The organism is Martelella sp. NC20 (genome assembly GCF_013459645.1).
Lineage (GTDB): Bacteria > Pseudomonadota > Alphaproteobacteria > Rhizobiales > Rhizobiaceae > Martelella.
Map to the genome: position 1 here is coordinate 2,691,834 of NZ_CP054861.1, position 23,275 is coordinate 2,715,108.

25 protein-coding genes are annotated in these 23,275 nt (G+C 64.0%); 10 read left to right on the top strand and 15 right to left on the bottom strand.

The features are described 5' to 3' along the window. Positions 1-2: 2 nt before the first annotated feature. From HQ843_RS12800 to HQ843_RS12840, 9 genes are read right to left on the bottom strand one after another with little or no spacing between them, the layout of a single operon-like run. Complete coding sequence (locus tag HQ843_RS12800) at positions 3-395, bottom strand: CBS domain-containing protein (RefSeq protein ID WP_180897954.1); 393 nt, start codon at positions 393-395, stop codon at positions 3-5. After that, positions 392-559, bottom strand: coding sequence for a (Na+)-NQR maturation NqrM (nqrM, locus tag HQ843_RS12805; protein WP_180897953.1), 168 nt, complete (start codon positions 557-559; stop codon positions 392-394). The genes HQ843_RS12800 and nqrM overlap by 4 nt, the downstream gene beginning before the upstream one ends. A 19-nt stretch (positions 560-578) precedes the next feature. After that, positions 579-1,580 carry an FAD:protein FMN transferase gene (locus HQ843_RS12810; RefSeq protein ID WP_180897952.1) on the bottom strand — a complete coding sequence of 334 codons (1,002 nt, stop codon included), beginning with the start codon at positions 1,578-1,580 and terminating at the stop codon, positions 579-581. A gap of 3 nt (positions 1,581-1,583) precedes the next feature. After that, positions 1,584-2,810 carry an NADH:ubiquinone reductase (Na(+)-transporting) subunit F gene (nqrF, locus tag HQ843_RS12815; protein ID WP_180897951.1) on the bottom strand — a complete coding sequence of 409 codons (1,227 nt, stop codon included), beginning with the start codon at positions 2,808-2,810 and terminating at the stop codon, positions 1,584-1,586. Beyond that, entirely contained in the window at positions 2,807-3,418 is a 612-nt protein-coding gene (nqrE, locus tag HQ843_RS12820) for an NADH:ubiquinone reductase (Na(+)-transporting) subunit E (protein WP_180897950.1), read from the bottom strand. Before nqrE ends, nqrF begins: the two co-directional genes overlap by 4 nt. Then, a complete protein-coding gene (locus HQ843_RS12825; protein ID WP_180897949.1) occupies positions 3,415-4,080 on the bottom strand; it encodes an NADH:ubiquinone reductase (Na(+)-transporting) subunit D in 666 nt (221 codons plus the stop codon). The genes nqrE and HQ843_RS12825 overlap by 4 nt, the downstream gene beginning before the upstream one ends. A gap of 1 nt (position 4,081) precedes the next feature. Next, positions 4,082-4,882 carry an FMN-binding protein gene (locus HQ843_RS12830; RefSeq protein WP_180897948.1) on the bottom strand — a complete coding sequence of 267 codons (801 nt, stop codon included), beginning with the start codon at positions 4,880-4,882 and terminating at the stop codon, positions 4,082-4,084. Then, a complete protein-coding gene (locus HQ843_RS12835; RefSeq protein WP_246710371.1) occupies positions 4,875-5,687 on the bottom strand; it encodes an RnfABCDGE type electron transport complex subunit D in 813 nt (270 codons plus the stop codon). The genes HQ843_RS12830 and HQ843_RS12835 overlap by 8 nt, the downstream gene beginning before the upstream one ends. Beyond that, on the bottom strand, positions 5,684-6,952 hold the full coding sequence (locus HQ843_RS12840) for a Na(+)-translocating NADH-quinone reductase subunit A (RefSeq protein WP_180897947.1): 1,269 nt from the start codon (positions 6,950-6,952) through the stop codon (positions 5,684-5,686). Before HQ843_RS12840 ends, HQ843_RS12835 begins: the two co-directional genes overlap by 4 nt. A 241-nt stretch (positions 6,953-7,193) precedes the next feature. Here HQ843_RS12840 and HQ843_RS12845 point away from each other — a divergent pair, with 241 nt between their 5' ends. Further along, positions 7,194-8,255 carry a cytochrome c3 family protein gene (locus HQ843_RS12845; protein WP_180897946.1) on the top strand — a complete coding sequence of 354 codons (1,062 nt, stop codon included), beginning with the start codon at positions 7,194-7,196 and terminating at the stop codon, positions 8,253-8,255. 10 nt (positions 8,256-8,265) lie between these two features. Here HQ843_RS12845 and HQ843_RS12850 read toward each other — a convergent pair whose 3' ends face one another. Beyond that, positions 8,266-8,748, bottom strand: coding sequence for a nuclear transport factor 2 family protein (locus HQ843_RS12850; RefSeq protein ID WP_180897945.1), 483 nt, complete (start codon positions 8,746-8,748; stop codon positions 8,266-8,268). 24 nt (positions 8,749-8,772) lie between these two features. Then, a complete protein-coding gene (locus HQ843_RS12855) occupies positions 8,773-9,591 on the bottom strand; it encodes a sugar phosphate isomerase/epimerase family protein (protein WP_180897944.1) in 819 nt (272 codons plus the stop codon). Between the two features lie 192 nt (positions 9,592-9,783). Here HQ843_RS12855 and HQ843_RS12860 point away from each other — a divergent pair, with 192 nt between their 5' ends. The 4 genes from HQ843_RS12860 to HQ843_RS12875 all read left to right on the top strand — a co-directional run bounded on the left by HQ843_RS12860 (position 9,784) and on the right by HQ843_RS12875 (position 13,744). Beyond that, positions 9,784-10,662, top strand: a complete 879-nt coding sequence (locus HQ843_RS12860; RefSeq protein WP_180897943.1) for an MBL fold metallo-hydrolase — start codon at positions 9,784-9,786, stop codon at positions 10,660-10,662. 132 nt (positions 10,663-10,794) lie between these two features. Then, positions 10,795-11,751, top strand: coding sequence for a Bug family tripartite tricarboxylate transporter substrate binding protein (locus HQ843_RS12865; protein WP_180897942.1), 957 nt, complete (start codon positions 10,795-10,797; stop codon positions 11,749-11,751). A 19-nt stretch (positions 11,752-11,770) separates the two neighbouring features. Further along, entirely contained in the window at positions 11,771-12,199 is a 429-nt protein-coding gene (locus HQ843_RS12870) for a tripartite tricarboxylate transporter TctB family protein (RefSeq protein WP_180897941.1), read from the top strand. A 12-nt stretch (positions 12,200-12,211) separates the two neighbouring features. Beyond that, a complete protein-coding gene (locus HQ843_RS12875; RefSeq protein WP_180897940.1) occupies positions 12,212-13,744 on the top strand; it encodes a tripartite tricarboxylate transporter permease in 1,533 nt (510 codons plus the stop codon). A gap of 184 nt (positions 13,745-13,928) precedes the next feature. Here HQ843_RS12875 and HQ843_RS12880 read toward each other — a convergent pair whose 3' ends face one another. Continuing rightward, complete coding sequence (locus tag HQ843_RS12880) at positions 13,929-14,924, bottom strand: alpha/beta fold hydrolase (RefSeq protein WP_180897939.1); 996 nt, start codon at positions 14,922-14,924, stop codon at positions 13,929-13,931. A 35-nt stretch (positions 14,925-14,959) separates the two neighbouring features. After that, the gene (locus tag HQ843_RS12885) at positions 14,960-15,703 is read right to left on the bottom strand and encodes an SDR family NAD(P)-dependent oxidoreductase (RefSeq protein WP_180897938.1); all 744 of its coding nucleotides are present in this window, start codon (positions 15,701-15,703) and stop codon (positions 14,960-14,962) included. A 192-nt stretch (positions 15,704-15,895) separates the two neighbouring features. On the opposite strand from HQ843_RS12885, the gene HQ843_RS12890 reads away from it, so the two are divergent. From HQ843_RS12890 to HQ843_RS12900, 3 genes are read left to right on the top strand one after another with little or no spacing between them, the layout of a single operon-like run. Then, entirely contained in the window at positions 15,896-16,681 is a 786-nt protein-coding gene (locus tag HQ843_RS12890; protein ID WP_246710372.1) for an HpcH/HpaI aldolase family protein, read from the top strand. An 11-nt stretch (positions 16,682-16,692) separates the two neighbouring features. Next, positions 16,693-17,616: a cupin domain-containing protein gene (locus HQ843_RS12895; RefSeq protein ID WP_180897936.1), complete on the top strand. Its 924-nt coding sequence runs from the start codon at positions 16,693-16,695 to the stop codon at positions 17,614-17,616. A gap of 11 nt (positions 17,617-17,627) precedes the next feature. Then, complete coding sequence (locus tag HQ843_RS12900) at positions 17,628-18,545, top strand: DUF6282 family protein (RefSeq protein ID WP_180897935.1); 918 nt, start codon at positions 17,628-17,630, stop codon at positions 18,543-18,545. A gap of 313 nt (positions 18,546-18,858) precedes the next feature. Here the strand turns inward: HQ843_RS12900 and HQ843_RS12905 are convergent, their stop codons facing one another. Both HQ843_RS12905 and HQ843_RS12910 read right to left on the bottom strand, forming a co-directional pair. Then, positions 18,859-19,770: a DUF6282 family protein gene (locus tag HQ843_RS12905; protein WP_180897934.1), complete on the bottom strand. Its 912-nt coding sequence runs from the start codon at positions 19,768-19,770 to the stop codon at positions 18,859-18,861. Next, positions 19,767-20,696, bottom strand: a complete 930-nt coding sequence (locus tag HQ843_RS12910; protein WP_180897933.1) for a DUF6282 family protein — start codon at positions 20,694-20,696, stop codon at positions 19,767-19,769. Before HQ843_RS12910 ends, HQ843_RS12905 begins: the two co-directional genes overlap by 4 nt. A gap of 157 nt (positions 20,697-20,853) precedes the next feature. Here HQ843_RS12910 and HQ843_RS12915 point away from each other — a divergent pair, with 157 nt between their 5' ends. Next, entirely contained in the window at positions 20,854-22,770 is a 1,917-nt protein-coding gene (locus tag HQ843_RS12915) for a flavin-containing monooxygenase (protein WP_180897932.1), read from the top strand. Between the two features lies 1 nt (position 22,771). After that, the gene (locus tag HQ843_RS12920; protein WP_180897931.1) at positions 22,772-23,179 is read left to right on the top strand and encodes a lipocalin-like domain-containing protein; all 408 of its coding nucleotides are present in this window, start codon (positions 22,772-22,774) and stop codon (positions 23,177-23,179) included. Positions 23,180-23,275 lie beyond the last annotated feature (96 nt).

Sequence of the window (23,275 nt, forward strand, 5' to 3'; positions counted from 1 at the left end):
TTTCAGTTGCTCAGCCGCACCAGTGCCGCCAGCACATCCGAGCGGCGCAGCAGGCCCACCAGCCGGTCGCCGTCGACCACGGGAAAGATACGGTGCGGGTGTTCGAGAAAGGCTTCCGCGGCCGTCATCAGGTCGGCGCTTGCCGGCAGGGTTACGACTTCGGTGGACATGTACTCGCCAACCGTGCCTTTCCATTCCTGATAATAGCCCGCCTGAAGGGTCGGGCGGAAACAATCCTTCTGGGTCAGTATGCCGCAAAGCACGCCGGCGTCGTCGATGACCGGCGCGCCGGCGGCGCGGCTTTCCAGCATCAGCGCCACCGCGCGCCGGATCGCCATCTCCGGCGTCACCGTCAGCGTATCGGTGCGGGTGATGCTCTCGATCGTGTCGCTCACGCGTCCTCCCTCCCGCGTTTGTGCGGGCAACCCTCGCAGGCGACGTCCTTGAGGCAGGCCATGCCACCGCACGAGCCCTTGAGCGGCCCGCGCCCGAGCATCAGTCCAAGTCCTAGACCGGCTGCCACCAGTGCGAAAATTCCGATTGCCAGAACGATTTCCATCGTCGTCTCCTCGCCCCTCTTATAGCAGCAAACGGTCGAAACCGTTCACGCTTTCATTTCTTAGTCCGGCCCCGTCATGGAACAGGAACAGCGCGGCAATGCCGCGGCGGCGGGCAAGTGCGGGACCTGCCGCGCCCGCAGCCGTCAGCGCCGTCGCCCAGCCATCGGCCGTCATCGCATCCGGCGCGATTACCGAAACCGAGGCGATTTCGCCCTCGACCGGGCGGCCGTGATAGGGGTCGATGATGTGGCTGTAGCGTCTGCCGTCGAGATCATAGCTCTGCGCCCTGAGGCCGGAGGTCGCGACGGCGGCATTGTCGAGCCTGAGCACGCCGAAGGTGCTGTCGGCGTCCGGGCGCGGGTCTTCCACCGCCACCTGCCATGGCCGGCCTTCCGGATGGCGGCCACCTGAGAGTAACTCGCCGCTGATGGCGATCAGGAAATCGTCATGGCCGGTATTGCCGAGCTCCAGCGCCATCAGGTCCAGCGCCCGGCCCTTGGCGATGCCGCACAGATCCATGGTGAGGCCCGGCTCTTGCTTGACCAGAAGATCGCCCTCGACGGCGAGCGAACGCCAGCGCGGCGCGGCCTTGTCCTCGGGGCCGACATTGCCTTCGATCGGCCCGAAGCCGTAGCGGGCGACGAGCGGGCCGATGGTCGGGTCGAACCAGCCATCGCTTGCCGCAGCCATGGCAAGCGCGGCATCGGCCGTGAACGCGGTCTCGGCGGAAATCCGACTGGCTTCGCGCGTTGCGACGTTGAAGCCGGTGATCTCGCTGTCGGCGCGCCAGGGCGACATCATCCGGTCGATGCCAGCGAGTAGCCGGTCGAAGCGCTGTTTCAGCGGTGCGACATCGGCGGTATCGGCCAGCGTCACGCTCCAGTTGGAGGCGAAGGCCGAACCGGTTACGCTGGCGGTCGCGGGTGCTGCGCGGAGCAGCGCGGGCGTTGCGAGGCCGAGGCCGGCGGCCCCGGTCAGGGCGAGAAAGCGACGGCGGGTCGGGCTGTTCAGCGTGGTCATGGGTCAGACTCCGAAATCGTCGTTGAAGATGGAATGCGGCTCGACGCCGAGCCGCGAAAGTGTGGTCAGCACCGCCGAGATCATCACCGGCGGGCCGCAGAGATAATATTCGCAGTCCTCGGGCGCGGGATGCTTCTGCATGGCGGCGCGGACATTTTCGTGGATGAAGCCGGTGGCGCCCGTCCAGCGGTCGCCGGGCGCGGGATCGGACAGCGCCGGCGTCCACGAGAAGTTCGGATGCTCTGCGGCGATCGCGTCGAACTCCTCGACATAGAACAGGTCGGCAAGCGAGCGGGCGCCGTAGAAATAGCGCATCTTTCGCTTCGTGCCCTTGCCGATCTGTTCGTGGATCATCGCCCTGAGCGGCGCCATGCCGACGCCGCCGCCGATGAACACCATCTCGCGGTCGCTCTGCTGCACGTGGAACTCGCCGAACGGGCCGGAGGCCTGCACGTCATCGCCCGGCTTCAGCGCGAACAGATAGGACGAGACGATGCCCGGCGGGATCTCGCGCTCGCGCCCCGGCGGCGGGGCGGCAAGCCGTATGTTGAACACGGCGCGGCCTTCCGCCGCGTCGCTCGGGCGGTTGGCGATCGAATAGGCCCGCGTGACCGGAATATCGGAGGCCCCGGTCATGTCCGGCCAGCCGGCGATGCGCCAGGAGCCGGAGAAGGCCGCGTCGATTTCGATATCGTGGAAATCCAGCCGGTAGGGCGGCGCGGTCAGTTGCATGAAGCCGCCCGCGCGATAATCGAAGGGCTGGCCTTCCGGAAGCGCCAGCACAAGTTCGCGGATCAGCGGCGCCTTCATCGTGTTGGAAACCACCCGGCAGGTGAAGCCGGTCGCACCGACGAAATCCTGCGGTACCGTGACGGAGCAGGGTCCGCGCAGCGCGGTCTGGCAGGCAAGGCGCATGTGGGACCGCCGCTCGGCCGCCGACAACACGCCCCGTTCGGTCGCCTGCGGTTCGCCCGCGCCTTCGCCCTCGACATGGACGCGGCAGAGCCCGCATGTGCCGGAACCGCCGCAGGCGGCAGGTATGCCGATGCCCGCGCGGTGCAGCACCGTAAGCAGCCGGTCGCCGCGCCGGGCCTCGAGCGTCATGGCGCCGTTCACGCTGATCCTGATCGTTTCAGCCGGGACCAGACGCGCCCGGGTTGTCAGCAGCGCGAGCGTCAGGATCACGACCAGCGCGATGACGATGACGGCGGCAAGGGCGATCTCGCTCATGGCGACACCATCTGGGCAAAGGCCGAAAAGCCAAGCGACATCATGCCGGCAATCGTGAAGGTGATGCCGAGCCCGCGCAGGCCCTTCGGAAGGTCGGCATAGGCAAGCCGGGCGCGGATGGCGCCGAGCATGACCACGGCAACGCCGAAGCCAAAGCCCGCGCCGAGCCCGAACACGGTCGATTCCACCAGATCATAGTCGCGCTCGACCATGAACAGGCTGCCGGCGAGGATCGCGCAATTCACCGTCAACAGCGGCAGAAACACGCCGAACGAGGCGTGGATTGCCGGAAAATAGCGGTCGAGCACCATTTCGACGAGCTGGACCGTGGCCGCGATCACGCCGATGAAGGCGATCAGCTTCAGATAGGAGAGGTCGGTGTCCGGCATGCCGGCCCAGGCCCATGCGCCGGGTTTCAGGAGCGCGTTGTAGATCAGGTTGTTGAGCGGCATGGTGACGCCCATCACCGCCACGACGGCAATGCCGAGGCCGACGGCCGCTCCCGTGCGGCGCGACAGCGCCAGAAAGGTGCAGAGCCCGAGAAACAGCGTCAGCGCCATGTTCTCGACGAAGGCTGCCTTCAGGAAAAGGCCTGCGAGTTCGTTCATTGGCCCGCCTCCCCGGTTTCCGGCGGCGTGAACTCGGCGGCTTCGGCCTGTTCGGGCAGCGCCGAGCGGATCGCCCAGACCAACCCGCCGATCAGGAAGAAGGCGCTCGGCGCGAGCAGCATCAGGTTCAGCGGCGTGAACCATCCGCCCTGTTCGACCGTGGCGAACACCTGATAGCCGAGCAGTTTGCCCGTGCCGAACAGTTCCCGCAGCGAGCCGATGACGATCAGCACCAGCGAATAGCCGAGGCCATTCCCAAGAGCGTCGATCATCGACGGCAGCGGCGGATTGTTGCGCGAGAAGGACTCGGTGCGTCCCAGCACCAGGCAATTGGTGGTGATCAGGCTGACGAACACCGAAAGCCGCTTGCTGATGTCGAAGAAATAGGCCTGCAGGAACTGGTCGATGACGATCACCAGCGAGGCGACGATGACGATCTGCACGATCAGCCGGATCGAATCCGGGATATGGCGGCGGATCAGGCTCACCAGCAATGCCGACAGCACGATCACGATCGTCAGTGATACCGACATGGTGACGGCGGTGGCAACGGATGTGGTCACCGCCAGCGCCGAACAGATGCCGAGGATCTGCAGCGTCACCGGGTTCTGCGAAATCAGTGGTTCCGTCAGCGTCGTCCACAGGCTGGTGCGCTTGGCCATCTCAGAACTCCCCGCGCTTGATCGCGGCGATCAGCGGGCCGTAACCGTCCGGACCGAGCCAGAAACGCATTGTTCTGGTAAGGGCATTCGAGGTTCGGGTGGCGCCGGTAATGCCATCGACCTCATAGGCATTGCCCGCCTTTCCGTGTGCGACGGCGAAGCGGATATTGCCGGCGTCGTCGGCAATTTCGGTGCCGGCGAACTGGGCGAGGAAGGCGGGCTCCTCAATGCGCCCGCCAAGGCCGGGGGTTTCGACCTGGTCGGTGATCGCAAGGCCGGCGATCGTGTTCATGTCGCCGTTCAGCGCCAGTATTGCGTTGATCGGGCCGACATATCCCGCACCGCTGATCGGCAACAGCGCGAGCTCCATATCGCCGGCATCGTTGCGCAACAGGTAGATCTGCACGAAATCCGGGCGGCGGCCGATGCCGGCGGTGTCCTCGCCCGGCGTCAGCGTCTTCCAGTTGGAGTCGTTTTCAAGCGCTGCGGGAAGGGTTTCGGGCGTGATATCGGCGGCGGCCCGGCCCTTGGGCAGGTTGATGATGACGGTCGAAAGCGCGCCGCCGGATTGTTCCAGAAGCCGGGACATGCCGGGAATGCCGGCCACCAGCGCCTCCAGCCGCGCCTGCTGCTCGGCCGCGCGGTTCGCTGTCTGGATCGGGCGCAGAACCACCGTCGCGCCGCTCACCATCAGCGCGCAGACGGCCGATACGATGAAGGCGATTGCCACCGTCTTGAAACGGTTCTCGTTCGGCAGAGCCAGAAACCGGCGCCACGCCGAAATCGGGTTCAGGTCAGCCATGTCGTTTTCTCCTGCGGGCATGCCAGAGGGCGATCGCGGTTTCATCCAGTAGCGGAGCGACAAGCGAGGCCAGCAGCGCTGCCGACACCGCAATGCGCACCGGCGGCGCGCCCTCCCAGTTGAGCGTGAACATGATGACGAGGGCGGCGAAAATCGCGCCGTTCAGCCAGCCGCCGAGCCGGGTCGAGGCGCTTGCGACCGGATCGGCCACCAGCAGCACGAGCACCAGCGCGAAGGCCGGCAGCACCGGCTGCAGCGGCAGCCCGGCGAAAAGGCCGGCGGCGGCAACAACCACTGCGCCAAGAATGACCCGTGCCGGCATTACCCCGGCCACCATGCCGATGATACCGGCCGGAACCGCCGCCCAGGCGACCGGTAGGACCATATCCGGCCAGGGGGCGGTGACAAAGCCGAAGCCGAGAAAGGCGAGCGTCACGGTCGCCGGGTTCAGGATATTGCGCCCCCAGCCGCCGAACACCAGCTCCGCCATCACCGAGCCGAAGCTGATGCCGAGCACGAAGGCCAGGAGGCCGAGTTCCTCCGGCGCAAGGATCGCGACGGCGAGCGCCGTCAGCGCGCCGGCGAAGGATGGCGGCTGGGCGCGCGCCAGCATGAAGACGATATGCCAGAGCCCGGAAATGACGAGCGCCAGCGCGAGCCGCAGCACGGCATCCGTGCCGCCATACCAGAGCCAGGCAAGGGCAATCGGCATCACCGCCGCCAGCAGCAGGAGGGCGACCGTCTCGCGGTCCCACAATCCAAGCGTGGGGCCCAGCGTCGGGCCCCGCATCGGGCCACGGATCATGCCGCCACCTCCTCTTTCTCGATCCGGTTCAAAAGCCCGCGAAGCTGGGCGGAGAGGCTCGGCTCGGCCGCCGTCACATAATCGACAAGCGCCAGATCCTCCTCCAGAAGCGAAAGCGCACCGAGGCGGGCTGCATTTTCCTGGTCGCCGGAGGAAAGCGCGCGGATCAGCGCCACGGCTGGAATATCGCCGCCGAGCGCCTGTTCGAGCGCCGTGGTCGGGATGATGGGAAGCGGCCGCGCGGCTTTGGTCAGCGCCGCTGAGAACCAGTGGTTCCGGCGATGGCCGGCGCTATCGCCGAGAACCGTCACCTGCCGGTCGCGCGGCCCGAGCCAGTGGCCCGAATGGCCGTCGATATGCGAGCCCGCCATGATGTGATGCGGTCCGGGCCGCACGAAGCCGAGACAGAGGCCGCGCATATCCGCGCCGGGCTGACAGCGCACCAGGCGCTGCCTTGTGAGTGCTGGACCGGTGACGGAAACCAGCCGCGTTTCCGGCGCCATTCCGGTTTCAAGCAGTTCGCCGATATCGGCGACATCCTCGGCATGGATATCCCATACCCTGTCCTCGATCGAGGCCGGCGCAAGCCGGTGCACCTGCAGCCCCGCAAGGCCGAGCGGGTGCAATGTGCCGACGCGGACGCGGCGGACGCCCTGCGGCAGATCGGCGTCGATCCGCGCATTGCCGGCCTCGCAGAAGAAAAGCCGCTCGCCGGTCAGACGCCCGAGCGCTTCGAGCCCGCGGGCGAGCGCATCCTCTCGCCCCTTCAGGGCAAGGAAGGGGGAGGGCGCGCCGGGCCGGCTGTCCGTCGCCATCACGATGATCGCCGATGGTATCTCGTCCGGCCCCGGCATGCGCCCGAAAGGGCGGCTGCGGATGCGGCGCCAGAGCCCTGCCGCCTTGATCAGCGAACGCAGCTTTGCTGCATCCTGCCCGACGCTTCCGGTGTCATAGGCAAAGCGCTGGCCGGTCTCCTCGCCAAACAGCACCAGCCGGATCAGCCGTCGGCCGGGCTCCATCTCGATGGATGCGACGCGCGCGGCCATCGGGGCAACCAGCTGAATATCCGGCGCATTGCGCAGGCTCAGCAATGGCTGGCCCTGCGACACGATGTCGTCAACGCCAACGAGCGGCGTGACGCGCAACTCCTCGCCCGGGGCCGGCGTCAGTGCGGCCTCGACGGTCAATACCGTGGGAATGTCGCTAGAATCCGGTGATATCGAGCCGGCGGTCAAAGACAGACCAGAGCCAAAAAGGCCGATCAACGCGCCTCTCCTCAAAAACTTGAATGCAAATACAATTCAAACATACTGACATTTGATTTGCCGGGGTGAAACATATTGTTTAGCATTCCCACACGTTCAGACTAAGGGTTTTCAACAGGGGTGGAAAGACATGTCATCGGAAGTTGGTCGAAATACCTCAAAAATCCTCTTGATGGTGGCTGCAATATTGACAATTGTCAATTTTAGTACTACCCATGCGCAGGAAAATTCTTCTGATGCGGTGGAGGCGCTGAAGCTCTATGTCATGCCGCAGTCCGGTCCATTCCGCCCCGATCAGATACCGGTTCCCCAGCAGGAACTGATCTCCGCCTGGGCGCGTTCCGCCCATGCCGATGCCTCCGCCGAAGCCTTCACCCACTGGGACGGCGACGGCGAAATACCCGCCAATTGTGCGGCCTGTCACGCCGGCGCCGGCTTCCGCGATTTCCATGGGCTGGATGGCAGCGCGCCGGGCATCGAGGGGCCGACGCCGATCGGCGGCGTGGTCGATTGCGATACCTGTCACAGTCCCGGCCTTGGCGAAATTGCGGCAATCACCCTGCCGAGCGGTATAGAGCATCCGGTGGCGCCGGGCGTTCAGGCCGCCTGCATGACCTGTCATATCGGCCGCGAGGCCGGCGCCAGCGTGACGAGGGCTGTCGGCGACAAGGCCGAGGATACGCCGGACCCGTCGATCAATTTCGTCAATCCGCACTATGCGCTGGCCGGGGCGATGCGGCTCGGCAGCATCGGGGCGGGCGGCTTCGAATATCCCGGAAAGGCCTATAGCGGGCGGTTCTTCCATGCCCGTCCGATCGCCGATTGCGCCTCCTGTCACGATCCGCACACGCTGACGGTGGCCGAGGAAACCTGTCTCACCTGTCATGAGAACGGGGCGCCCGAGGCGATCCGGATCTCTATGATCAGCTATGACGGCAGCGGCGACATCTCCAAGGGCATCCGCTCCGATATTGAGGCCAATTCGGCGCTGCTGCTGAAAACCATTCAGGACTACAGCGTCAACATCGCCGGCGCGCCGATCGTGTTCGAGCATTCCTATCCCTATTTCTTCCTTGATGCCGACCGGGATGGGCGCGGCGACAGGATCGACGGGAAGCCGCAGACCTACAAATCCTGGACCCCGCGCATGCTGAAGGCTGCCTATAACTGGAAGTTCGTGAACGCGGATTCCGGAGCCTTCGTGCATAACCCGCATTATGCGCTGCAACTGCTCTATGATTCCATTGCGGATCTCGCGGGCCCGCTGAATATCGATGTCGAGGCGCTGGGCATCCAGCGCTGACGGCGAAGCGTTACGCCTTGCCGGCGACGCGGCGGGCCATTTCCCGCGCGGTCAGTCCTGTCGTTGGCGCGCCGCCGCGGAAAAGGCTGTGCCACGTGCGTTGCCGGCATAGCCACGGCCCGTCGTTTTCCCGCACATAGATATCTTCCACGCGGCTGATGGCGATTGGCGGCTTCGAGGTCTGGGGCGGGTCGCCATCGTGCGCATAGAGCGTACAGATCCAGTCCGCCTCGGCCCCGGTGTCGCTAAGCGACTTCAGCCAGAAATTGCCGACAAGGTGAACATTCACCCTCGGGCCGCGTTCCCTGCGCCAGCCATAAAACGCGCGGATCTGTTCGCGGCCCTCGTATCGTGCGGTCTGGCTTAGAAACAGGCCGTCCGGGGTATAGTGTTCGGCGGCGTTTTCGCCCCAGTTGAAGTCGACATCGTGCCAATAGGCAATGAGGCGCTGCTCCAGGTGGCGGGAAATGGCGCTGGTCCTGTCGGTGTGCATTGCTGGCCCTCCGGCGCGGGATCCTCAGGCTGTGCCCGCGCTCCAGCCATTGAAGCAGTCGCGCATGGTCACGGTCTCGGTCATCACATCGTCGCTGCTGGCATTCAGGAAATCCTGATGGACATATTCGATCGCCAGCGCGCCGTCATAACCGATGTCCCTCAGCGTACCGAACAGGGCCGGAAAGTTGATGCTGCCACGGGCGAAGCGTTCCTGCAGCTTGCCCATGCGCGCCTGCCGCAGATGGATGTGGGCGGCGTTCCTGCACAGCGGATCGATCTGTTCCTGCGGATAGCCGAGGCAGACGAAATGCGAATAATCGAGCGCCAGCCGGATGCCGGTGCGATCGACCAGCTCTTCCACAATCACCGGCGATTCCGCGAAGGAGCGGATGATCGGCTCGATGCATATCTCGGCGCTGAAACCTCTGGCGACATCCAGCAGAACCTTGAGGCTTTCCGCCGACGCAGCCATCGCCTCGGACCGCGACTGGCCGGGATTGATGATGCCGGGCAGGAAGAACACGGTCGAAATCCCCGCGGCATCGGCAAAGGTCAGAACCCTTTCGAGATCGCGGGCATTGGCATCGATGGAGCCGGAGAGGGCGAGGTTGCGGTCGGCAAGGCTGTCGCCGAAATGATGGTAGTAATTGGGCGTCGTCACCCCGAGCGCTGCGACCCGCTCGGCGGCAGCCTGGGGATCGCCCAGCACCTGCGCCTTGTCGAGGCCCGGACGTCCCTTGGTGCTGATGTCGAGCGCGCCGATGCCGAGTATGCGGGAAATACCCGCGGCCTCCTCCAGCGTAAGCGCTGGAAATGACCAGGATGTGAGCGACAGATACATGTTTCCTCCTCGACCTCTCGATGAAACATCGTTTTGGTCCACAATGAAACACAATAACGAGACGCGCCCGGCGAAAAACGAGCGAGCAGTGGCGTTTCATATCCTGAAACGCCAGCCCCTTTCACCTTGCGCCGGGCCGTGCCGGGGGCGGAAGAACAGGCGATCCGGGCAGTCCGGACAGGGAGAGCACCGATGAACGATATCCGTCTGGGCGACGTCACGATCTCCGTCATCCTCGAACATCAGAAGTTCGGCATGTTGCCGGAGGACCTGTTTCCGGGCAGCGACACGGACACGATCCGTCGCCACGCTGCCGGCATGGAGCCGTTTCTGTTCGACCCGGGCTCGGGGCGCATCACGCTCGCCTTCCAGAGCTTTCTGATCCGCACGCCGACGAAGATCATCCTCGTCGACACCTGCAACGGCGCCGACAAGATGCCCGATGCGGTGACATGGGATACCCAGCCCTGGCTTGACCGCTTTCATCAGTCGGGCCTGATGCTCGAGGATGTCGATTATGTGCTCTGCACCCATCTGCATATCGACCATACCGGCTGGAACACCCGGCTTGAGAAGGGCCGGTGGGTGCCGACCTTCCCGAATGCCACCTATCTGTTCGACCGGGGCGAATACGCCTATTGGCAGCAGGTCTCGCAAACCGGCATCGTGCCGCCCAGGCAGCGCGAAGAGGTCTGGCGAATAAACTGCCTTCCGGTTGCGGACGCCGGACAGGCGGTGCTTGTCGATGGCGCCTACCGGCTGGATGAGCATGTCTCGATCGTGCCCTCGCCGGGCCATAGTCCCGGACATTATTGCGTGCGGATCCAGTCGCGGGGCCTTGAGGCGATCGTCTTGGGCGATCTTGCCCACCACAAGCTGCAATGCTGCGAACCCGACTGGTCGACGCCGTTCTGCCATGATCCCGCAATGGCGGCGAAATCGCGCCGGAAACTTTTCTGCGAGGCGGTCGACAGCGGCGCGCTGCTGTTGCCCACGCATTTCCCGAGCCCGACGGCAGGCCGGCTGAGCGCGCGCGGCGAGGGCTTTCAATTCGATTTCCATGAGGATTGAGGATGGGCGTTTCATTCAGTGAAATCGACTGGATGGACGATAGAACCGTCCGGTTGTGCCGGTACGGTATTTCCCAACGGTCGTGAAGCGCAGGCGCTGACAACCGTTTGGGGAGATCAAAGGGAGGAATTTATGACCATCGCAATACGGAGTTTCCGCACGTTCGTCGCCGCTGGCGTGGTTGTTGCCATGCCGGCGCTCGCGCTTGCCGCCGAATGCCCGGCCGGCTTTCCCGAAAAGCCCGTCGAATTCGTCGTCGCCTATGGCGCCGGCGGCGGAACAGATGCCATCGGGCGCACGCTCGCAGCGGCGATAGAGGAGCAGCAGGGCTGGACCGTCCCGGTCAGCAACCGTCCGGGCGCCGGCGGGGCCGTGGCGACGACCATTCTGAAATCGACCAGGCCGGACGGCTACACGCTGCTTGTCGGCGCCACCAACCCGATCGTGATCGATCCCTATGCCAGCGACGCCGTCGATTACGACTGGACGGATTTCTACTATCCGGGTTCCGCCATGGAGGTGCTCTTCGGCCTCGTGGCGCTTGAGGACAAGCCCTACGATACGCTGGAGGAACTGGCCGATTATGCCCGCGAGAACGGCCGGGCGACGATTTCCACCTCCGCCATCCATCTGGAACGGCTGGTTCGGGACATTGGCGATTTCTACGGCGTCGAGTTCGTGCCGATCCCGAGCGACGGTTCTGCCGACGCGATGCAGAAGGCGCTCGGCGGCCATGTCGACGCGACGATCCAGGGCAGCCAGCATATCCAGCAGATCGCCGCGGGCAATATGGTCCAGCTCGCCACCCTGACCGACGACCGCGTGCCTTACGCGCCCGACGTCAAGACGCTTCAGGAATACGGCATGGACCTGTCGGCCTCCGCCTACACCATCTTCGTCATGCCGAAGGACCTGCCGGAGGACTTGCAGGCCTGCTTCGAGGGCGTGATCGAGGAGGCGATGGCCTCCGACGCTTACCTGGAATTGATGGCCAATTTCGACAACCGGGCCGCCAATCTCGGTCCTGACGGGCTCACCGCCTTGATGGAAAAACAGGCTGCCCGCTATCAGAAGATGTTTGCAGAGTGAGACCGGCGGGCCAATCGACATGACCGCTGATCGTATCCTGGGGGGAGCCGTCGCGCTGTTCGGCGTCTTCCTCCTCCTCTGGGGCATTCCCGAAAACGTCAAGACGGTGCCGGGCGTGTTCGTCTACCCGAATCCGGCGCTGTTTCCGCAGATTGCGGCCGTGCTGCTGGTTGCACTCGGCGTGATGCAGATCGCGTTCACGAAGACCAAGGCCGATGTGCCGGGGTTTCGCAGGTTCGCGCTGTTCATGGCGGTGGCCGCAGCCACGCTTCTCGCCATGGTGGGGATCAGAACCTTCGGTTATTTGCCGGTCGCCATCGCTCTGATGGTTCTCATCTGCGTTATCACCGGCGAAAGGCGGCCGGTATGGCTCGCCGCCGTCGTCGTCGGACTGCCGGTGGGCACCTGGCTGTTTTTCGAGCAGATACTGAGCCGTCCCTTACCCTGACTGGAGCCGTCGATGCCTGATCTGAGTGTCATATTGGCCGGAATGACGGACGTCTTCACCGTCTCCACGCTTCTATACATCGCCCTTGGCGTTCTGGTCGGGCAGATCGTGGGCGCAATCCCCGGTCTCAGCATCCTGATGGCGCTCGCGATCGCTATTCCGCTGACCTACGCGCTGGACACGCTGACGGCGATCGCCTTTCTGATTTCCGTCAACAAGGGCGGAACGGTCGGGGGCGCGGTCCCCGCCATTCTTCTGAATACGCCCGGCACGCCCGAAAGTGCCGCCACGGCACTCGACGGCTACCCGATGGCGAAGAAGGGGTTGGGCGGCAAGGCGATGAAATATTCGCTCTATTACTCCGTCTCCGGCGACGTGTTCTCGGACATCATCCTGATCACCGTTTCGGCGCCGCTGGCGGTGGTCGCGCTGAAAATGGGCCCGATCGAGATCACGGCGCTGATGATCCTCGCCTTTTCCGTCATCGTCGGGCTTGTCGGGGAATCGATGATCAAGGGCATGATCTCGGTTGCCTTCGGCTGCCTTCTGGCCTCCGCCGGGATCGATCCCTCCACCGGCTCCGGACGGTTTACCTTCGGCAATGTCGAGATGCTGGACGGCCTGCCGCTGACAGCACTTGCGGTCGGCATGCTGGCGCTGAGCGAGATCTTCGTGCGGCTGTCCGAGCGCGCGCCCTCCGGCCCTGGCGCAAGCGGGCAGGCGAGCGTCACCGATGCGACGCTGGAATTCGCCGACAGCGCGGATCAGAAGCTGACTTTCGCCGAGTTCTGGGCGCACCGGGTGGTGGCATTCCGGGCGATGGTCATCGGCACGGTGATCGGCGCGATCCCCGGTCTTGGTTCCACGACGGCTGGCTTTCTAAGCTACTCGATCACCAAGCAGACCGCCAGGGATCCGGAAAAGCTCGGCACCGGCGATCCGCGCGGGATCGCGGCGTCGGAGTCAGCGAATTCCGCCGTCGTCGGCGCCAATCTCATTCCGCTTCTGACGCTGGGCATTCCCGGCAATATCGCGGCTGCGCTGCTGGTTTCGGCCTTCATCATCCACGGCGTCCAGCCGGGACCGCTGCTGTTCCAGAACCAGGGACGGCTGATCTACGGCCTGTTTGCCGCGATGCTGATCGCCAACCTGTTCAATCTCGGCATCGGGCAGTTCGGCATGCGGTTCTGGGCCTTCGTCGTGGGCGCGCCGGCATCGGTCATCTACGCGAGCGCGTTGCTGATGTGTGCGACCGGCATGTTTTTCGCCACGGGGAGCACGCTCGGCATCGTCATCATGGTTGTGGCGGCCGTCGTCGGCTGGGGCATGCGGATCTACGGCTATTCCATCATCGCCTTCATCGTCGCCTTCGTGCTGACGCCGATGCTGGAACGTTCGATCAACCAGACGATATTGCTGACCGACGGCGACTGGACGCTGCTGCTGAAACACCCGATCGCGATCGCCCTGTTCGTCATGGCCATCGTCTCGATCCTGTATCTCGGCAGACGCAAGCGCCTGCCAGGTTCGGTTTCCGTGGGCTGAGGCGGAACCGCATTCAATGGAATGAACGGCGTTTGCCTGTGCGCCATCGCGGCGTGGCGTCCCTCTCTTCCGTCACCCCGGCTCAAGGCCGGCATGACGGAGGAACCCGGGAACAGCCGAGACAAACAAAGAGGCCGGGGGGTGATGATCCGCCCCCGACCTCTTTGCTTGCCGTTGAACGTGCTCAGCGCAGGAACGCATCCATGCGCGACAGGAGATTGTCGCGGCCGCGCTCCGGGCGGTCGAGCAGAACGTAGTGGGTGGTGTTCCCTTCGGCCCAGACGTCAACCGTTTCGGCGTGTTCCAGATCGGCAACCAGCGCTTTGAGATCGGCCGGCGTGCAGAGCGTATCGAATTCCGGCTTGACGATCATGACCTTGCAGTAGATCTGGCTTGCATGGAACAGCTTCTGGGCGTTGCAGCCCATCCGGTACAGGTCTTCCAGCATGCCGTTGGGACTGCGGTAGCTCGGCGGATCGCGGTCCATCGCGGTCGGGTCGCCATCGATCAGCGCTTGCCTGAACGCCTCGAACATCGCCGGATCGCGCCAGGCATCCTTGTCCGCGATCGGGATCTGCTCGTTCCAGTGCTTGTCGAGAACCTCGAGCGAATTGAAGGTGTAATTGCCGAAGCGCTTCTGGTTGAAATGGCCGGGATTTTCCGGGTCATCCCAGATCGAGCCGATCTGGAAGCTGGGCTGGTCGCCGGCGCCGCCGTAGATCACGGCGTAGAGCACGATATGGCTGATCTTTTCCGGCCAGAGCGCGGCATACATCCCGCAGCAGGTGCCGCCCACGCCCCAGCCGAAGAGTGCGACCTTGTCGCTTCCGGTCGCGGCCCGCAGATGGTCGACGGCGGCATCGACATCGCGGGTGATCTCGATGGTCCTGACCAGCGGATCGGCTCCGGGCACCGGCGGCTCGTCCATGGCGGCCGGGCGTTCGGAGCGCCCGAAGCCGCGCGCGTCAAGGATATAGACCACATGTCCCCGGGCTGCGAGGTCTGCTGCGAGCGACCCGTTTTCGACCGGCAGGTCGAATTCCGAAAGCCCCGGAATCCGCGTGCCATGCAGCAGGATCATCGGGACACGGTCGGCCCTGCCGGAGCGAACCTCGCGGATCGCGACGGAATAGCCGTCGACCGTTTCGACGTGGAAGTCCCTTCGCACGACATCTGACATAAGTTCTCACTCCTTGCTGCGCTTGTCCGGGCACCCTATCGGGGGCCGGAAATGGTCTGGGCGGCATCGATCTTCAAAGTGATGCCGGTGATCGATCTGGCCGCTTCGGACGCAAGAAACACCGCTCCGTCCGCGATCTCGTCCGCCTGCACCAGCCGGTTGAACGGCGACAGCGCCTTGCGGCGCTCAAGGGCTGCAGCATCGGCAATCGTCGCCACCCCCGGCGTTGGCACAGTCCCGGGGGCCAGCGCGTTGACGCGGATGCCAAGTGGCGCAAGCTCGATCGCCTGCTGCCGGGTGAAGGCATCGATCGCGCCCTTGATGGAGGTATAGACCGCGGCACGGGGAATGGCGATGGAGACGGCGATCGAGGACAGCGTGATGATCGAGCCGCCGCCCGATTTCGCGATATGGGGCGTGGCGGCGGCGACCGCCCAGAACGTGCCCTTGAGGCCGATATCGAGCATCCTGTCGACCACCTCCTCGGGCATGTCCACCAGCGGCGCATAGTGGAAGAACACCGCATTGGGCACCAGAATATGCAGGCCGCCATTGGCGGCGTAACCGTCGATTGCCGCAAACACCGCCTTGCGGTCGGAGACATCGACGACGACGGGCGTGGCGTTCGGGATTTCGCGCGCGGTCGCCTCGGCGGTCGCGGGATCGATATCGGCCACGGCGACTTCGGCGCCGGCCTCGGCCAGGCCTTCAGCGATCGCCTTGCCGATGCCGCGGCCCGCCCCCGTTACGAATGCCCGTTTGCCCTCTAGCCGTTTCATTCCCGGTGCCTCCTGCCAAGCGTTCAGATTTATGTTTGTGCTGGCTAAATCATCATCAGCCGGGCGCTTTGGTCGACCCGTTCCTGACCGTGTTTCATAGTGTGAAACCCTGCGAATCCCCGGTGTCTTGGAGATCGTGTGCCGCACTAGTTTCGCGTGGAGAAAACCAAAGGGACATAGCGGAACATGTCAATGGAACAGGGGAAGACCGGCTTTGCGGCGCGGTTGCGGGGAGGCGAGCCCCTTTATGGCACATTCGTGAAGACGCCGACATTCCACGCAACCGAAATCCTCGGCTCGGTGGGGTATGATTTCGTCGTCATCGACGAAGAACATGCGCCGATCAATCGCGAGTCGATCGAGGCGATGATTCTCGCCGCGCGGGCGCGGGGCGTGGCCGCTCTGGTGCGCGTCGGCGAGCCGACCGATTTCAACCTGATGGCACAGCTCGATGCCGGTGCTGCGGGCGTTTTCATACCGCATGTGAACTCGGTGGAAAAGGCCGAGCGCGTGGCGGCGGCCTGCCGCTACAAGGGCGGCCGGCGCGGCTTTTCGCGCACCGGCAGGGCCGGGGATTACGGCGCCGTCGCAACCGGGGAGCATATCGCCGCGCAGGATGCCGATACGCTCTGCATCCCGATGATCGAGGATCCCGAGGCGATCGAGGTGATCGATGCCATCGCCGCCGTGGACGGGATCGCCGCGCTGTTTGTCGGCCGCGGCGATCTGTCGGTGGCGATGGGCGAGGCGAGCCAGACCTCGAAAGCCGTTCAGGACGCCTCCGAGAAGGTGATCACGGCGGGCCGCAAGGCGGGCAAGCCGGTTCTGATGCTTGCCACCAGCGATGCGGATCAGGCCGCGCTGATGCGGCTCGGCGTCAGCGCCTTCCTTACGGGCTCGGATCAGGCGTTTCTCCGCCGCGCGGCAGCACAAGCGCTCGCCGCCTGCCGCGCCGTCGATCAGAAATCGAAATCATAAAGGACCAGATCATGTATGTTGCCTCCGACCCGAGGTCGAAACTGACCAAGGCCGAAAGCGAGGAAAAGCCGGATGCAGCGCCGGTTGCGGCGGCCGGCTATTTCAAGTTCGACGACAGCCAGCCCTGCGACCGTAACGGCGATGTCCGGACATGGTACGCCCAGGCGCAGAATTTCGTCGCGACCTATGCCGATCAGCCTGCCGGCAGCAGGATCGTTCGCGACCGGCAGGAGGACGAATACGTCGTGATCCTGCCCGAAAGGGAGACCCGCGCCGTCGTCACCTGGAACGGCACGGAAACTGCCGTCGAGGGTTATTCCGTGGTTGTGGTGCCGGGCGGGCCGAGCACGATTTCGTTTGAGGCCGGCGGACCGGCGGTCTGCTTCTTCACCCGCAAGGCTGCCGATATCGTCGCGCGCTGCGAGGCGCTGCTGCCCGCCCACGAGCCGGATCTGAACGTGCCGCCGCTCGAACCGTGGCCCGATCCCACGGACGGGTTCAAGGTGCGCGCCTATTCGCTCGACGTGCCGCAGCAGGAGGGCCGGTTCGGCCGGATCTTCCGCTCCACCAATTTCATGATCAATTTCGTCTATCCGAGGCAGGGGCCGCGCGATCGCACGCAGCTTTCGCCGCACAAGCACGACGATTTCCAGCAATGCTCGCTGTGCCTTGCGGGAAGCTATGTCCATCACCTGCGCTGGCCGTGGGAAACGGATGCGAATTTATGGCGCGACGACGACCATGTGACCATCGGCGCGCCCTCCATCGCGATCATTCCGGCAGGGGCGCTGCACACTTCCGAAGCGGTCGGCAAGGGAACCAACCAGCTTGTGGACGTCTTCTGCCCGCCGCGCCGGGACTTCACCAGACAGACCGGCTGGGTGCTCAACGCCGATGACTATCCCGCCCCCGCGCAAACCGCCAACGAGACCTGAGGAGACACTGAATGGCTGAATTCGAAGCGCCGCCAAGACCGGACCATAACGCGCGGGTGGAAAAGCTGCTGGAGGGGACGGTCGACCTGCATTGCCATAGCGGCCCCGCCGCGATGCCGCGCATCCTCGACCATCACGATCAGCTGATGGAGGCCGCAGAGGCCAGGTTCAAGGCCGTGGTCACCAAGGATCACTATTATCTCGGCACCTCGCATGCGATTATCCTGGAAAAGCTGTTCCCGGAAACGGGGGTGCGGCTCTTCTCCGGCATCGCCCTCAACAACGCCTCTGGCGGCATCAATCCGCATGCGGTGGACCATGCCGTGCGGCTCGGCGGCAAGATCGTGTGGATGCCGACGCTTTCTGCGGCCAACCACATCAACAAGGTTTCGACCGAGGCCAAGGGCTTTCCCAAGGTCGCCGGCGCGCCCGACCCGATCCCGCTGAGCGTGCTCGATGCCAATGGCCGCCTCACCGACGATACCAAACATGTTCTTGATATCATTGCGGCGGGCGACATCATTCTGGCGGGCGGCCATCTGGGCGTCGACGAGCAGTTCATCATGTTCGAGGAGGCGAAGGCGCGCGGCGTGCGCAAGATGCTCGTCAACCATCCGACCTATCTGATCGGCTGTAACGAGACCCATATCCGCCAGCTTGCCGGCATGGGGGTGATGATGGAGCACTCCATCACCCAGTTCATTCCCGGCCGCGGTCAGAAAAGCCCGCCGCAGGCCGTCATTCCGCTGATCGAGGCCGCCGGCGTGGCGAACACGGTCTTCGGGTCCGACCTCGGCCTCAAGGGGGCCGCGCGTCCGGTGGACGGCTTCCGCATCATGATCGCGGAACTGCTCGACGCCGGATACTCCGAGGAGGATATCCAGACGATGTGTGGCCGCAATGCCGCGGGGATGCTGAACCTGGATTGAGGCTCCTGTTGGAAAAACGAAGCGGCGGAACGCAGTGTTGGCGGCTCAGACTGCTGACAAAGCTATCCTTTTTACGGACAATCCTCGGCCTTGTGCCGAGGATCTAACCACGGTCCCGCACAAGCGGCGTTGGCGTTTCGTACAGACCCGTAAGGGATTGTATTTGAAATGACTTTTCGTCCGGGACGCCTGTCGAGTAGATGCGTGCTTAGATGCTCGGGCGAGTATGACGGCGGAGAGGGGGATAGGCTTTGTCAACAAACTGGCTGCGGAACGCAGTGTCCACGGCTTTTGTTTTTAAGCGGTCTCGTCGTCAGCGTTCCGGCGCGATTCCCACCAATTGTGCGGCATTTCTCGACAGCATGACCGCCATGTCTTCCTCCGGAACGCCGTGCTGCAGACAGAGCCTCGTCAGCGCGCGCAGCCCTTCCACGGGCTTGAGGTTGCGCGTCTGGCCAAGTCCCGAACTGAAGACGATGCGGCTGGGGCCGGCAGCGGCGGCCACCGATGTCAGAAGGCCGGGCGCGTGGCGGCGGTCCGGCCCTTCGATGAACGCGGCGGCGGTCAGTTCGATGAATGCGCCGTCCCGCGCCAGTTCCGCGATATCCGCAAGCGTCGCACCCGCGCGGTGCAGCGGCTGATTGACGAGCATCCGTGTGACGCCCGCCGTCCGCGCCGCCTGAAACAGCGGCAGGATCTCGCTGATATGGAGATGGCCGGAGGCAAGCACCGCATCATGTTCGGCGATGATTTCGAGAATCTCGCGCACCGGCCCGGTAATCGCGCCCCTGGCGTCGATCACGCTGAGAGCCTCGCGGGGACGCATGGCGGGGCCGTCCTGCGTGTCGCGATAGGCCATGCGCAGGTGATTGGCCGCCGAGATCGTCGGCATCCAGATGATGCGTCCGCCGAGCTTGAGTTCATGCTCGACGGCATAGGGATTGAGCCCGCCGACATAATTGTTCAGCACGACGCCCGACAGCAATCTCAGCGGAAGATCGGCGTAAACCGCCTTTTCGAGGATCGCGGCGACCGGGGTCGTGGGGTAGAAATCGTCGCGAAACGCGACGGCCGCCATGCCGGCGGCCGCGGCTTCCTCGGCGGCAAAATCATGACTGAAATGACGCGCCTGCAGCGAAGGACCAGTGCGGCAGTCGAGGTCGATCGCGCCGGTCAGGAGATGATCGACGACGTCGCTGGCAGGCTGTTGGGGGAGCGGGCTCATAGCGGATCGTCCGGTGGATCGATGCCGATCAGTCGGCAGGCATTGGTCGAGGTCATGGCCCGGATTTCCTGGGCGGTGAAGCCGAGTTCGAGGCACAGTTCTATGACCGCGCGAAACCCCGGAACCGGCTTCGGGTTGAAGGTCTGCCCGAGGTCCGAGCCGATGATGGTGTGATCGAGACCGGCGGCATCGACATATCCGCGCAGCGCCTCGAACGGAAACTTGCGCGACGGTCCCTCGATCAGCATGCAGGCGCAGTGTTCGAGATAGACGCCGAGTGCGGCCAATGCCTTGAGGTCCTCGGCCTTGGCTTCGATCCAGTAGGTCGGATGGCTGACGAGCATGCGCGTGACGCCGCGCGCGCGGGCCTCGGTGAACAGCGGAAACATCTCGCTGACATGCAGATGCCCGCCGCACAGCACCGCGTCATGTTCGGCGATGAGGTCGAGGATATCCTTGACTTCAGGCTTGATCCGGCCCCGCTCGTCCAGCACCGAAAGCCGCGTCGGTTCGCGAAGCCCGAGACGTCCGTGGAGGTTGTAGCGGAAGGCGGTGGTCAGGTGGTTATGCGCGCATAGCGTCGGCATCCAGACCATTCTTGCGCCCAGCATCAGCCCGTGTTCGACCGCAAACGGGTTCAGCCCGCCGAGTTGGTTGTTGAGCGGCACGCCGGAAAGCAGTGTCAGGTTGGCATTGCCCTGCCTGAAACGCTGGAGTACCTGCATGACCGGCGTGTTGGAATAGAAATGATCCTTGAACAGCACGGCGTGAAGCCCCGCCGCCTCCGCGTCCCTGATCTCCTCCATATGGTCGAGCTTGCGTTCCATGATCGAGGGACCGCTGTGGCAATGCAGATCCACCGCCCCGCGCAGCAGGCTGTCCACGATCTCGGAGCGCGATTGTATCGCGTCTTGCTGGTCGCCCATCTCTTTCCTCCCCGGCTCGTCCACAGGGAAACAGAGCGCAGGCGTGACGACACCGGCGTTTCGATCGCGTTTCACAATGTGAAATCCCGGGAACAAGCAAGTCCGGATCGCCGAAGACTTGGCTAGCCTTCCTGAAGATTTCGGGAGGATAACCAGAATGAATACACTCCAGCCATTTGCCAACGACCACGCTGCATTGGTCGAGCGGTTGTCGGACGCCGACCCTTCGACGCTGGTGATGGTTCTCGTGCAGCTCACCGGCGATATGTCGCTGCTCGATCACTACGGCCCGATGCTCTCGAAGCCGGGCGCTTTCGAACACGGCATTCCCGCTGGCGACATGCAGACGCTGCTCGGCCGGCTTGCCGATGTTCTGCTCGATCCGCACCATGTTGACCCTGAGATCACCCCGGAACAACTGCATCGGATGATGAACGTGTTCTGCCGGGAGGAGGTCTCGGCGCGCTATCTGCCCATGCTGTTCGAGGATCTGGGGTTCCGGCCCACGCCCGAACATTTCGAAAATGCCAGCCCCGCGGCGAAGGCCCGGGCCGAGAAATTCAATGTCCTGGTGATCGGGGCAGGGGCCTCGGGCATCAATGCCGGCATCAAGCTGAACGAGGCCGGCATTGCCTACGAGATCATCGAGCGCAACGAGGATGTCGGCGGCGTCTGGCACGAAAACACCTATCCCGATTGCGGGGTCGACAGCGCCAACCATCTCTATTGCTACTCCTTCGCGCTCAATCACAACTGGTCGCGCTATTACGTGCGCCAGGAGGAGCTGAAATCCTATCTCCGGGACAGCGCCGTGCGCTACGGCGTTCTGGACCATGTCCGCTTCCGGCAGGAGGTGCTGTCGCTGCGATACGACAATGCCGAAAAGCTCTGGCATGCCGTGATCCGCATGTCCGATGGCAGTACGCGGGAGGCGAGCGCCCATGCCGTCATCAGTTCCGTCGGCCAGCTCAACCAGCCGATGATCCCCGAAATCAAGGGGCTTGAGGATTTCAGGGGCGAGCAGATGCATACCGCGCGCTGGAATCACGATTATGATCTCACGGGCAAGAACGTCGCCATGGTCGGCACCGGGGCGAGCGGCATGCAGGCCGGTCCCGCGACGGCCCGGATTGCAAGGCACATGACCATCTATCAGCGGGCCGCCCCCTGGGTGATTCCGCGCCACAATTACCACAACCTCGTCACCGACAACGTCAAATGGGTGCTCGCAAACGTGCCCCATTATGCCCGCTGGTACCGGTTCCTGCTGTTCTGGGCTTACGGCGACGGTATTCACGACGCGCTGGTGCGCGATCCGGCGTGGAAGGGCCGCAAGGATGCGATCTCCCAGCGCTCGGCCGATATCCGCAAGGAATGGACGAAATATATCGACGAGGTGATGGCCGACCGGCCGGACCTGCGCGCCAAGGTGCTGCCGGACTACGCGCCCTTCGGCAAACGCTCGCTGCGCGACAATGGCTGGTTCGAAACCTTGAAGCGCGACAATGTCGAGCTCGACAATGACGGGATCGACCATATCGAGGCCGATGCGATCGTCGACAAGGCCGGCAGGCGCACGCCGGTCGACGCGATCATCTGGGCCACGGGTTTTCATGCCAGCCGGATGATATACCCGATGGAAGTCGTCGGCGCCCACGGCAGATCGCTGCGCGAACTCTGGGGCGATGACGATCCGCGCGCCTATCTCGGCATCTGCGTGCCGGATTTCCCGAACTTCTTCATGACCTACGGGCCCAATACCAATCTTGCCCATGGCGGCAGCATCATCTTCCAGGCCGAATGCCAGGTGCATTACATCGTCGAATGCCTCGAAATGCTGCTGGAGCGGGGCGAGGCGGCAATGGAATGCACGAAGGCGGCGCATGATGCCTATAACGACAAACTGGACGCGATCCTGAGCCGGATGGTGTGGACCAATGAGGGGGTCACCAACTGGTACCAGAACAAGCGCGGCCGCGTCACCACCAACTCGCCCTGGAAACTGGTGGAATACTGGGAACTGACCCGCAAGCCGGACCCGCAAGCCTTCAGATTTATTGGCGAGGACGCCTGATATGCAGCAACAACCCGACAAGTCCTATATGCTCATCGGCACCTGGAAACTGGTCAATATCGAAAACCGCGATGGCGACGGCAACATCCTGCGCTCGTCCTACGGTCCGAAGAAGATGGGGCTGATCAGCTTCAACGACGATCACCGCATGATGGTCGTCATCCAGGACGGCCGCGAGCACCGGCCCTCGCAAAGACCGCGCGAATATTCGTCCTATGCCGGAACCTACCGTTTCGACGGCGAAACCTTGGTGACGCGCGTCGATTGTTCGACCGTGCCCGACCGGATGGACACCGATCAGGTCCGCCCGGCGCGGTTCGAGGGCATGCGGCTGGTGCTGACCGCGCCGCCGGCCACATTCGACGGCGTTGTTAACTATCGCAATCTCACCTGGGAGAAGATACACTAATCCTGTGGCGGAAAGATCGGAATGCTCCGCCGCCGATACATGCGCACGCTCAGAACAATGGTTCGCCGCACCGCGTTGGAGGACGCGCGGCGATCC